Here is an 11,842-nt window from a genome sequence, read left to right on the forward strand (position 1 = left end):
GGAGCCCTGATAACACCGCGTTGGGGGCGATTTTTCCTGTCAGCTGAGGCGTTCACCCAGGCGGACAGGACGGCTGGACAAGGCATGGTCCATACGATAACGCTTTGCCAATGCCTCGTCAAAAGCAATAATGACAGTTGATCCCAGCATAAAGGTGCCAAGTTCCTGACCAGGTACAATCCTGTGTGTACGGTCCAGCTCAAAACTGCGTGGACCCTGCCGCGCCTGACCCAGACTGCCATTGCTGGCGAAATCTGTCAGAAACGGCGTAGTGATGCGACCCACATTCAAGGCTCCGACCATGGCCAGATAAAGCACACCATCCTTCGTCTCAATATCAAAGACAAGGCGTTCATTACGCGTAAAAAGGCTGGGCGTCCAGCGCACCGAAGGCTTGTTCACGGGCCATAGCTCACCAGGATAATAGCGAATCTTTTTCAGATCCCCCTGAATTGGGCTATGAACGCGGTGATAATTGTGGGGCGCCAGATAAATGGTGGCCGACCAGCTCAGATAAAGATCGGGCGGAACATCATCACCAAACATGAGTTCCGCCAGCGAGTACTCAAGACCCTTGGCCTGCACCGCACTGTTTTCGGTGGCAGGACCCGACACGCTCAGGACGCCATCGCAGGGCATGACCAGATCGCCCTGAATCGGACGGGCTCCGGGTTTCAGCTTGCGGGTGAAGACATCCTCGATCGTGGCGTAGTCTTCCAGCGGTCTTTCCGCCTCGCTCATATCGATGCCAAAAGCTTTGACGAAAGCGCTGCAAACAGGCTGTCCGAGCGTTCCAGGCAGTTTTAATCGTGCGGCCTTGCCAGCGGCGAGACTGATCATATTCAAAGGCAGAATCTGCCCCAAACCACTAAAGACCTGCTTGCGCATTCCACTCTTCTCCATGCTGATAAGTCTTGGATGAACCGGAAATTTGGGCCTGATACGCGGCGAAAACTTCGCGCGATCGTGCACACTGTAACGCCTTCCGCTGGGGTTTGCCCATACCTCTTTGTTTGGGAAGACCCGGCAAAAGACCGAGGTTGGCGTTCATCGGTTGAAAATCCCCGAGCCCGCCTTCGGTAATATAGCGGTAAAGCGCACCGATAATCGTGCCGGCAGGTGGCATCAGAAAGCTTTCATTTTGCACCTTAGCGCTGGCAGCGCGGCCAGCCAAAAGCCCGATGGCGGCGGATTCCGTATAGCCTTCGACGCCGGTGATCTGTCCGGCCAGGAAAATCCGCGGCGCGGTTTTGAACGATAAATCCGCATTCAAAACATCGGGGCTTTTCAGATAACTGTTCCGATGCACAGAACCGAAGCGGAAAAATTCAACATCCTTCAGGCCCGGCAGCATACTGAAAACACGTTTCTGCTCCGGCCATTTCATTTTGGTTTGAAAGCCCACCATCGAAACCATGGTGCCTTCCTTGTTTTCCATGCGCAGCTGGACGGCAGCCCAGGGCCTGTGGCCGGTGCGGGGATCGGTGAGGCCCACGGGTTTCATCGGGCCAAAGCGCAGAGTGTCCCGGCCGCGTTCGATCATGACTTCGATCGGAAGGCAGGATTCGAAATACGCGACGTCTTCAAAATCGTGCAGGGGCATTTTTTCAGCCGCGATGACGGCATCCACGAAGGCCTCGTATTCCTCTTTATTCAAAGGAACATTCCAATAGTCCCCATCACCCGAATCATCATAACGGCTGGCGCGAAAGACGATGCTTTCGTCGATGCTGTCCGTTTCCAGTATCGGTGCGATGGCGTCATAGAAATGCAGACGGCGGCTGCCTTGACAAAGACCCTGGATCTGATCCACCAAAGGCTGGCTGGTCAAAGGCCCTGAGGCGATGATCCAGGCTTCGTTCTCGCCGATCGCAGGCAGTTCGGTGACTTCAGCGTCGACGCGGGTGAATCCAGGAAAGCTTTCGAGGGCTTCCAGAATATACTGGGAAAAAACTGTGCGCTCCACAGCCAGGGCCTGGCCTGCAGGCACAGCGGCATGGGCGCCGGCCTTTAAAATCAGGGAGTCCAGCGCCTGCATTTCGCTTTTCAAAAGCCCTGGGGCTGAATCGGCCAGCATGGATTTCAAGGAATTCGAACAGACGAGTTCGGCAAGATCACCTGTGGAATGCGCGGGCGTCATTTTCTTGGGGCGCATTTCATAGAGGCGAACCTCATGTCCCGCGCGCAGGCACTGCCAGGCGGCTTCACAGCCAGCCAGACCACCTCCGACGATATGAATGAGTGCCTTCTTCATAGATTGCTCCTGCGCATGGGTCGATTGGGCCGATAATCGGCCCAGCTTTATACCAAATCGCAGGACACAAGACGAGCCGTTCCATCCTGAATCAGGCGCAAAAACCTGATCCGGGGCTTGGACATGAGGACATTACTGGCAGTCGACGATGCGCGCAAACTCGACCGGGTCAAGCGAGGCGCCGCCGACCAGAGCCCCGTCTACGTCGGCTTGCTGCATCAGGCCTTTGATATTCGACGACTTCACGCTGCCACCATAAAGGATCCGCAGGGAATCCGCAGCGGAGCCCAGCTTTTGCCGCAAAACACCGCGAATAAACGCATGGGCTTCCTGAGCCTGAGCGTCACTGGCTGTCAGCCCGGTGCCGATGGCCCAGACGGGCTCATAAGCGATCACAAAGTTGCTGGCTGTTCCTGTTTGCTGAAGGACGGCTTCCACCTGACGCTTCAGAACAGCTTCCATCTGCCCGCCTTCACGTTCGGTTCTTGTTTCGCCGACGCAGACGATGGGATTGATGCCCTGATCCAGACAGGCCTTGGTCTTCAAGGCAACGCTGGCATCGGTTTCGTTATAATACTGACGACGTTCGCTGTGACCGATCAAAGTCCAGCGGATGCCCAGATCCTTCAGCATGGGAATCGACAGTTCACCCGTAAAGGCGCCGTCGGCTTTCTCATGGATGGTTTGCGAAGCGATCAAAATCCCGCTTTTTTCGCCGTATTCGCGGGCTATTCCAAGGAATGGGGCGGGCACGGCCAGAAGCACTTCGACCTGATCACGCTTCAGATTCTTGGCTGCGATCTCGCGACTCAGGGTCTGCATATATTCAGGAACCTTCGAGTAAAGAAGGTTCATTTTCCAGTTACCGGCAATCAATGGTTTGCGCATCGTTGGTCTTCCTTATTGCTTCAAGAGGACTTTGACGCCAGGCAGGATCTGGCCTTCCAGGAACTCAAGCGAAGCGCCGCCGCCGGTCGAGATGTGATCCATTTTATCGGCCACACCCGCCTTGTTCGTTGCCGCCACGCTATCGCCGCCGCCGACCACGGTAAAGGCCGAGCTGCGCGCCATGGCTTCTGCGATGCGAAGGGAACCCTTCGCGAATTTATCGAATTCGAAGACGCCCATGGGTCCGTTCCAAAGCACAGTCTTCGAAAGCCCGATGATATCGCTGTAGCGCTTGATGGTGCGCGGACCGATATCAAGACCCATCAAACCCTTCTGAATCGTGCGTCCTGGAATTTCAACAGCCTCGGCATCAGCATCGAATTTCGCGGCAGCGACGTGATCTTCAGGAAGAATGATTTCCACTTTACGAGCTTCGGCGTTGCGGTAGATGGAAGCCACGAGGTCCATCTTATCGGTTTCCACGCGGGAATCGCCGACGTCCACACCCTGATACTTAAGGAAGGTGTAGGCCATGGCCCCACCGATCAGAAGGTAGTTGGCATGATTCAAGAGATTCAGAACGACGCCGATCTTATCCGAAACTTTCGAGCCGCCCATGATAACGGTGAAGGGGGCCTGAGGTTTTTTCTGCAAAGCGGAAAGAACGCTGATCTCACGCTCCACCAGAAGTCCGGCCGCGCGCTTTTCGCTCGGGAAGAGTTCAGCCGCCGCGACCACGCTGGCATGCGCGCGGTGCAGAGTCCCGAAGGCATCGTTCACATAGCAGTCGAAACCGTGAGCGAGCTTGGTGGCAAAATCAAGGTCGTTCTTGGTTTCACCGGGATGAAAGCGAAGATTTTCGAAGAGGATGATCTGATTTTTATTCAGCTGATTGAGCACCTGTTCGGCTGGCTCTTCGGTATAGTCACGCACAAAGACGACTTCCACGCCAAGCAGTTCGGCCAGGCGCACGCCCACGGGCTCGAGGGAATACTCGGGCATCACTTCCCCATCAGGGCGCCCGAGGTGGGACATGAGCGCGATCTTGTTCGTGCGTTCCAGAATATAGCGCAGGGTCGGCAAGGCTGCCGTGATGCGGGTATCGTCGGTGATTTTGCCCTTTTTAATCGGGACATTGAGATCGAGGCGCACGAGGACTTTCTTGTTCGTAAGGTCAAGGTCCTGGAGTTTGCGGAATTCCATCGGGCTTTCCTTTCTTCGAGTCAGGCGTTACACTCTCGCAACATACCGGGCTGAGAAAACTCTGCAAGCGAAAGAGGACATCATGGCAAAGATCCACCACCTGTTTGTGATTGACCCGATCGAAAACCTGAATCTAAAGCTGGACTCGAGCCTGCGTGTTGCCCGTGCTCTATGTAACATTGGCCATCTCGCTTACATCTGTACGCCCGGTCAATTGGAATGGTTAAGCCGCGAATCCTGCGCTGCAGCGTTCGCTCAGGAGCTGGCTTTCCCGGACGGAGACATCAATTCCCTTCGCATGTCCCCGGCCCGCCGTCTGCGCCTTGATTTCTTCCAGGCCATCCATATGCGGAAAGATCCGCCCTATGACATGAATTACATTTCCACGACATGGTTGCTCGATTCTGCGGTGGAACGCGGCGTCAAGGTTTATAACGCGCCTCTCGCGCTGCGGAACCTGAATGAAAAACTCAGCATCTTTAAATTTCCGGACGCGATCCGTGATGGTCTCGTCTCCGCGGATCCTCAGCAGCTCCTGCATTTCATCAAGGAATCCGCGAATGGAGACGCCGTGCTGAAACCCTTGACCCTTTACGGTGGTCGCGGGGTTTTGCGCCTGAATCTGAATCAGCAAAAGGAAGAGCAGGTGCTGCATATCCTGCGCGAAGAAACCCAGAATGGTCAGGATCTCAGGCTGCTGCAGGCCTTTGATCAGCGTATTTTCCAGGGTGAAGTGCGAGCCTTCAGCATCAACGGCAAAGCGCTGAGCTGGTGCCTGAAGAAACCGCACGGCGATAATTTCCTGGCCAATACCCGCTCGGGCGCGACGCTGGAATCCTATCAGCCGCACATAGATGAAGTGGCGATGGTCGAGAATGTTGCCGGCGCGCTTGTGAAGGATGGTGTTTATTTCGTGGGATTTGACATCATTGGCAACTTCATTTCGGAAATCAACATCACAAGTCCCCGGCTTTTGCATGGGCCTGATGATACGCGCGACTACTATAAGGAAATCGCAGCGAGTCTGGCTCACGATCTGGGATAAGCGGGAAGATTCTGCCGACTTACGTCCTTTACGTGAAATAAAAACCCAAGAATTATGAGATGTTGCAGGGCCCCCGCTCAAGTCGCAGGCTGGATATCCGAAGGACCTCACAGCTTGCGTCAAGACAGGGAGTTTGCTCGTGAGAACACTTCGCCGTTTCTATACTGGTCTGGCTTTGTCGGCTCTTATTCTTTCCTCGAACTGCACCACCAGCGACAGCGGTGATGTAGAAGACAGCTTCGAGGCTGCGGATGCAGGCAATCAGGTTGTTGAAGTTCAAAAAGACGAAATCAATGACAGTGAAATCCCCGATCCCGAGCAGGTCGCCGCGGATGCTCAGCGTGCTGCGGAAAGCGCGGGTGAATCCATAGACGGCAACAGCTCCGGCACCATTCAGGATTTGACTGCCGAGCAGCAGGCCGAGCAAAAATCCCCTGATCTTCCAGAAGATCATCCGGCCGACGCCAGCAATTATCAGATGGCTGAGCAAAACAAGACAGCGCAACCTGTGAGCGACGTAGAGCCTGCGGCCCAGACCGACAGCCTGCCATCCCTTTCCCAGGTCGTGGCAGAAAGCGATACACCGGCCGACACAGCCTCGCCTATGCAGAATTCCATGGTCAGCGCCTCGGACGCCGGCATGGACAGCACTGGGACCATGGATTCCGAGAAACCAGCCAAGGCTCGTAAAAACAAGGTTCGGAAGACCCGCAGTCCACGCGGCACCGAGCACCTTTCCGGTAACTTCTATATCGTTCAGCCGGGCGACACGCTGGGTCAGATCTCGACCATCATCTTCGGAACATCGCGCCGCTGGCAGGACCTCGCAACAGCCAACAGCCTGGACGCCAATACTCCGATCTTCCCCGGTGACGTTCTTCGCTATCCCGCAGATTCTGCCTCGGCGTCATTCGAAAGCGCCTATAAGAATCTGCCTCGCTCGAAGGTCGTTGTGCAGAAGGGTGACACCCTGGAGCTGATCGCCGAACGTCAGCTCGGTAATAAAGCCTTCTGGAAACTGGTCTGGCGCTGGAACGAAGCTATCATCGCGGAACCTAACAGGATTTTCGAAGGCCAGAGCCTTGACTACATCGCGGCCGAGGAACTGACCGCACTTCTTTCCGATCGTAAGGGACTTAAGTCGGCTCACTAAGAACCGGAATAGCTCCATGATGTCCGTAAAGTAAACTTGCTCCTCAAGGTCTTTTTCAACCGGTTCGATAAGTTGGAAGATACAAGATTGGGACCATGAGGAGTTAATGATATGGCCAACATGCTCGGCAAGTACTTAGGTGGTATCGGTGGTATCGCCTTTACATTCGCCAGCTTTATCGCCTGTGGATCACAGATGTATAAAGTCTCGGTGCATGAGGACATCGACACCACGAAGACCGAGACGGCCAGCCCGCATTCCAATGATAAGACATCGACTCTCTATGGTATTCATGCCGCCAAAGGCTGGAACGGGGTTCATATCCCCTTCAAGTTCGGCAAGGACATGACCCAGCAGCAGAAGGTGCACCTGATGGCGGCCATCCAACGCTGGGAATGGGCCGTCGGCAAAAAGCTCTTTGCATTTGATGGTGATCACGCGGGTGTGACCGGAGACTCCTTCAAGGACCTTTATAGCTCGCTCCAGGACAATGTGAACGGACATTATCTGGATAACAACTGGAGCAAGACCGGAAAGCCTGACTCCGTGCTGGCGACGACGATCTGGAACAACGGATTCGATGCCTCGATCATTGCCAAGGCTGACATTCGCTTCAATACTCAGAACTATCTGATCGGCGATAGCATGACTCTGAAAGCCAAGGATAACAAGGACGTCGTCGACATGCAGTCCTTGGCGCTGCATGAACTCGGTCACCTTCTTGGACTCACGCACGTCTCGGAAGACGTGGATACCTTGTCCATCATGAACCCTGCCCTCTTCATCGGCGAGGGCCTTGCCACTCGTGAACTGTCACGCGGCGATATTGAACGCATCCAGACCGTTTATGGATGCGAAGGCAAGGCCTGTGACATTGATGCGCTGCTGAAAGAGCAGGAAACGGCCGACTGGGAGAAGCTCACGCTGACCGCCCAGGCCTGGATCGAAACGAAAGCCCAGGAATCACCCAAGCTTCAGTTGAACTAAGCCATAACCACGTCATCTTAAGTTGTGAACCGGGTCCTTTGACCCGGTTTTTTTTCGTGTCCACGCTCCCTCAAAAAGTCATCGACGCCCGGTTCGCTGCATCCTATATTGATGCGAAGTGCGCGGACAGTGCCATAAGGAGCGTGTCATTCCATGATAGAGTTGGAACCCAGCTACGACCATAAGCAATACGAAAAGAAATGGTATCGCCACAGCCTCGAAAACAAGTTTTTCAGCGCTCCCGTCGATTCCAAAAAAGTGCCCTATACCATACTCATGCCGCCCCCGAACGTGACCTCCCAGCTGCATATGGGCCACGGGCTTGGCTATTCGATTCAGGATCTTTTCATCCGCTGGAAACGGATGAAGGGTTTCAACGCCTGCTGGCTGCCCGGCACCGACCACGCGGGCATTGCCACGCAGATGATGGTGGAAAAGGACCTGGAAAAGGAAGGCACGACGCGCTGGGAAATGGGCCGCGAGAAGTTCTTCCAAAGACTTGTGGACTGGAAAGATAAATACGGCGGCATGATCCTGGAGCAGTTTAAGACCATGGGTTTTTCCTGCGATTGGGATCGGCTCGCGTACACCATGGATCCGAAGCTTTCGGAAGCTGTGCGTTACGTGTTTGTGGAGCTTTACAAGGAAGGCCTGATCTATCGCGGCGAACGCCTTGTGAACTGGGACACCGTCCTGCAGACCGCTATTTCTGATGATGAAGTGGAAAGCAAGGAAATCCAGGGGATTCTTTACTATTACCGCTATCCGATCGACGGCACGGATGAATTCATTCCGATCGCCACGACGCGTCCGGAGACAATGCTCGGTGATACCGCGGTTGCTGTCAATCCCGAGGACGAGCGCTTCAAACACCTGATTGGCAAGCAGGTTCGCCTGCCTTTTGTGAATCGTTTGATTCCCATCATTGCTGATGAGTATGTGAAAAGCGAGTTTGGAACCGGCGCTGTGAAAATTACACCGGCACACGATCCGAACGACTTTGAGATCGGCAAAAGGCATAAGCTGCCCTTCATCAACGTGATGACCCCGACCGGAACCATGGCCGAGAATACTCCTGCTCCATTCCAAGGCCTCGACCGCTTTGTCGCGCGCAAGGAAGTCATCAAGCAGATGAAGGCCCTTGGTCTTTTTGATGAAGAAAAATCCTATAAGACCACGGTTCCGCATTCCGAACGCAGTAAGACCATTATCGAGCCCCGTCTGAGTCTTCAGTGGTTTGTGAGCATGAAGCAGCTCGCGGAACCTGCAGCTGAAGCCGCACGGAGTGGCGAACTGCAGTTCCATCCGGAAAGCTGGAAGAAGACGTATCTTTACTGGCTCGATAATATTCAGGACTGGTGTATTTCACGTCAGCTGTGGTGGGGCCATCGGATTCCCATCTGGTATTGCAGTGATTGCCCCGAAGTGACCACGGGCCTGGAAGATCCCACGCAGTGTGCGCACTGCGGGTCGAAGAAGATTCGCCAGGATGAAGACGTCCTGGATACCTGGTTCTCAAGCTGGCTCTGGCCTTTGAGTCCCTTTGGTTGGCCAAGTGATGGCAAGAATTCCAAAGAGCTGGAGTATTTCAATCCCACCGACGTGCTTGTGACCGCACCGGAAATTATTTTCCTTTGGGTCGCGCGCATGGTGATGGTGAATTTGAAATTCAAGCAACGCCTGCCCTTCAAACATGTTTATTTCAATGCCACGGTCTGCGATAAGCAGGGCCGCAAGTTCTCTAAAACATTAGGAAATGGCATTGATCCGCTGGAAGTCGTCGATAAGCACGGTGCGGACGCCGTGCGTTTCACTGCCATCAGTCTTGCGCCACTCGGTGGTCGCGTGCGGATGGATATCGAGGATTTTGAAAACGGCTCGCGCTTTGTGAATAAGATCTGGAATGCGGCGCGTCTTGTGTTCCAGCACCTTGATGGCAATCAGAAGCTGCCTTCGCTGCAGGGTTTGAATTTAACCTTGGCCGAAAAATGGCTGCTCCATCGCCTGCGTGAAGCCACAGAAAAAGTGGACCGTCATCTGGAAAGCTTCCGCGTGAATGATGCTGTGGAAGAGCTGCATCACTTCATCTGGGGTGCTTTCTGTGACTGGGGTCTTGAATGCGCAAAGACCGATCTGGCCTTGCCTGCGGGGCATAAGGACAAAGAGCGGGCACTGTCCGTGCTCGTCTATGTCTTCGACGGCGCCCTGCGTCTTGCGCATCCTGTGATGCCTTTCGTCACGGAAGAACTCTGGCAAAAGATGCCGCAGCATCCCGATTGGGGCGCGCGTCCGGCGAGTATCTGTGTGGCCAGCTTCCCCGACGCTCAAAAAATCCCGAGCTATGAAGAGGAAGCCAAACAGTGGAAAACCGTCCAGGATATCGTCTCGGGCATCCGCTCGGTCCGTGCCCAAATGGGTCTTCCGCCCAAACAGGAACTTCCTGCGCACATCCGCATCGACGAGAGTCTCGCGAAAACCGTGGCCGAAGCCGAGGAATGGATCAAGCGCCTCGCCCGCGCTGATAAAGTCGTCTCGGGCCCGCAGGTCGGCCGTCCCGGACAATCCCTGTCTGCCGTCGGCAAAGGCTTTGAAGTCTATCTCCCTGTGCAAGGTCTCATCGACATCGACAAGGAAAGAAAACGCCTTGCGACCGAAGAGCAGCGTTTGCAAAAAATCCTCGATGGCATCATGGGCAAGCTGAACAACGCAAGCTTCGTCGAGCGTGCGCCCGAGGAAGTCCTGGTTCAAACACGGGCTCAGAAGTCGAACATGGAAGAGCAGCTGAGTGCGATTCGGACCAACCTGAAGGCTTTGGCTGATTGAAAGTGGGGGCCCGTTTATCGGGCCCTTCCGAAAAATCCCTGGCTCAAACGCAATAGAACCCTTCGTTCTTCATCCCCTGGCAACGGCTCCCCTATGGAGCTCTACGCCAAAACAAAGGAATGAAACATGTCTCAAAAGTTTTCTTATTATTCGCTTTTTTCCTAATTTCTCCCCTATCTTTGATTGCCGACAGTGCCAGGGCGCAGTCTGCCGATGACATTCGGGAAATTCGTAAAATCCTGGCCGTGCAGCAGGCAACCATTGCTGAGATGAAACGCCAAGCAGTTCCGGTTGGCACTGTTGTGGCCTTTGCCGGAAACAGCATACCCAAAGGCTGGCTGCTCTGTGATGGCAGCGCCTATGCGAAAGCTACCTATCCTGATCTTTTCAATGCCTTGAACTCGACTTACGCAACGCAGGTGAACAATACAACAGGCACAAGCTTTGCCGCACCCGACGAAAACATGTTCCGAGTTCCGGACTATCGCGGCGTCTTTCTCCGTGGAACGGGCGCCAATAGCCTTGGCGTAACCACTCAGCTCGGTGGCTGGCCGGACGATTCCACTGCAGTCAATAGTTTAACGGCCGCATCCAGTTCCAGGAGCACTTCGCAGTCCACTGTCAGCGATCCTGGTCATGCTCATACTCTTTCGCAAAACGCCAACTTCTGGAGATTGGGTGGGAATGGTGCAGGTTTAAATGCGCCCGGTTTAAACAATACTGCGATTTTCTTCCTGGAAGTGCAAAAGGCACAAACCGGTATTGGGGTCTCGACGAGCACGTCGACGGAAACCAGCACAACACTGAGTGGTGCAGCCGAAACACGCCCGCAGAACAGGGGCGTTCAGTACATTATCAAGGCAGGATACTAAAAGGCTTTCATCAGAGATCACGGACGGCCACAGCAATCCGCTGCACGGCTGTCAGCAATTCATCTTCACTAATATTGAGCGCCGGGGTTAACGAAATCCCCTGCCCCTTATCCCCACTGGCCAGAGCAATCACACCATGCCGCCGCAGGATATCCATCAAACGCGCACCAGCCAAAGGCTCGCGGAGTTCGAGTCCAACCATTAGGCCGCGGCCGCGGACGGATGAATACAGAGGATGATTCTGTAGGGTTTCGCGGAGCATGACCTGGAGTTTTTCTCCGAGTTCCATGGCGCGTTGAGGGAGCCTTTGTTCCTGAATGGTGCGCAGGGTTTCAGTGCCCAGGCGACAGGATAAGGGATGACCGAAGAAGGTTCCGGTGTGAATGCCTTCGCCTTCGTTTTGCGGCCAGGCGTCCATGACGTCCGTACGGCCGAAGCAGGCGGAGAGTGGAAGACCGCCGCCGAGGGCTTTGCCGAGGCAGAGAAGGTCGCATGGAACCATTTCTGCGAAGGTTATTTGGCCTGTGCGGCCGAGGCCGGTGAAAACTTCGTCGTAGATCAGGAGGACTTTTTCCTGCTGGCAGATTTCGTAAAGGCCGGAAAGCCACTCGAGACTG

At 54.6% G+C, this 11,842-nt stretch carries 10 protein-coding genes; 5 read left to right on the forward strand and 5 right to left on the reverse strand.

The genetic code is table 11. The features are described 5' to 3' along the window. Positions 1-39: 39 nt before the first annotated feature. The 4 genes from asd to VFO10_RS16400 form a co-directional block, all read right to left on the reverse strand. A complete protein-coding gene (gene asd, locus VFO10_RS16385) occupies positions 40-888 on the reverse strand; it encodes an archaetidylserine decarboxylase (RefSeq protein ID WP_325142058.1) in 849 nt (282 codons plus the stop codon). Next, a complete protein-coding gene (gene trmFO, locus VFO10_RS16390; protein WP_325142060.1) occupies positions 869-2,254 on the reverse strand; it encodes a methylenetetrahydrofolate--tRNA-(uracil(54)-C(5))-methyltransferase (FADH(2)-oxidizing) TrmFO in 1,386 nt (461 codons plus the stop codon). Before trmFO ends, asd begins: the two co-directional genes overlap by 20 nt. Positions 2,255-2,386: 132 nt before the next feature. Further along, positions 2,387-3,142, reverse strand: a complete 756-nt coding sequence (tpiA, locus tag VFO10_RS16395) for a triose-phosphate isomerase (protein WP_325142062.1) — start codon at positions 3,140-3,142, stop codon at positions 2,387-2,389. A 12-nt stretch (positions 3,143-3,154) separates the two neighbouring features. Continuing rightward, positions 3,155-4,345 (reverse strand): phosphoglycerate kinase, encoded by a 1,191-nt coding sequence (locus VFO10_RS16400; protein ID WP_325142064.1) that lies wholly within the window; start codon positions 4,343-4,345, stop codon positions 3,155-3,157. Positions 4,346-4,427: 82 nt separating this feature from the next. Here VFO10_RS16400 and VFO10_RS16405 point away from each other — a divergent pair, with 82 nt between their 5' ends. From VFO10_RS16405 to VFO10_RS16425, 5 genes are all read left to right on the forward strand, one after another. Then, a complete protein-coding gene (locus VFO10_RS16405) occupies positions 4,428-5,390 on the forward strand; it encodes a hypothetical protein (protein WP_325142066.1) in 963 nt (320 codons plus the stop codon). A gap of 139 nt (positions 5,391-5,529) precedes the next feature. Further along, the gene (locus VFO10_RS16410) at positions 5,530-6,543 is read left to right on the forward strand and encodes a LysM peptidoglycan-binding domain-containing protein (protein WP_325142068.1); all 1,014 of its coding nucleotides are present in this window, start codon (positions 5,530-5,532) and stop codon (positions 6,541-6,543) included. Positions 6,544-6,654: 111 nt separating this feature from the next. After that, positions 6,655-7,530 carry a matrixin family metalloprotease gene (locus VFO10_RS16415; protein WP_325142070.1) on the forward strand — a complete coding sequence of 292 codons (876 nt, stop codon included), beginning with the start codon at positions 6,655-6,657 and terminating at the stop codon, positions 7,528-7,530. A gap of 153 nt (positions 7,531-7,683) precedes the next feature. Next, complete coding sequence (locus VFO10_RS16420) at positions 7,684-10,353, forward strand: valine--tRNA ligase (protein WP_325142072.1); 2,670 nt, start codon at positions 7,684-7,686, stop codon at positions 10,351-10,353. A gap of 269 nt (positions 10,354-10,622) precedes the next feature. Further along, on the forward strand, positions 10,623-11,225 hold the full coding sequence (locus tag VFO10_RS16425) for a phage tail protein (protein ID WP_325142073.1): 603 nt from the start codon (positions 10,623-10,625) through the stop codon (positions 11,223-11,225). Between the two features lie 10 nt (positions 11,226-11,235). Here VFO10_RS16425 and VFO10_RS16430 read toward each other — a convergent pair. Beyond that, positions 11,236-11,842: aminotransferase class III-fold pyridoxal phosphate-dependent enzyme (locus tag VFO10_RS16430; RefSeq protein WP_325142075.1), on the reverse strand; the 607-nt coding region annotated here is incomplete at its 5' end.

It is taken from the genome of Oligoflexus sp., assembly GCF_035712445.1.
Classification (GTDB): domain Bacteria; phylum Bdellovibrionota_B; class Oligoflexia; order Oligoflexales; family Oligoflexaceae; genus Oligoflexus.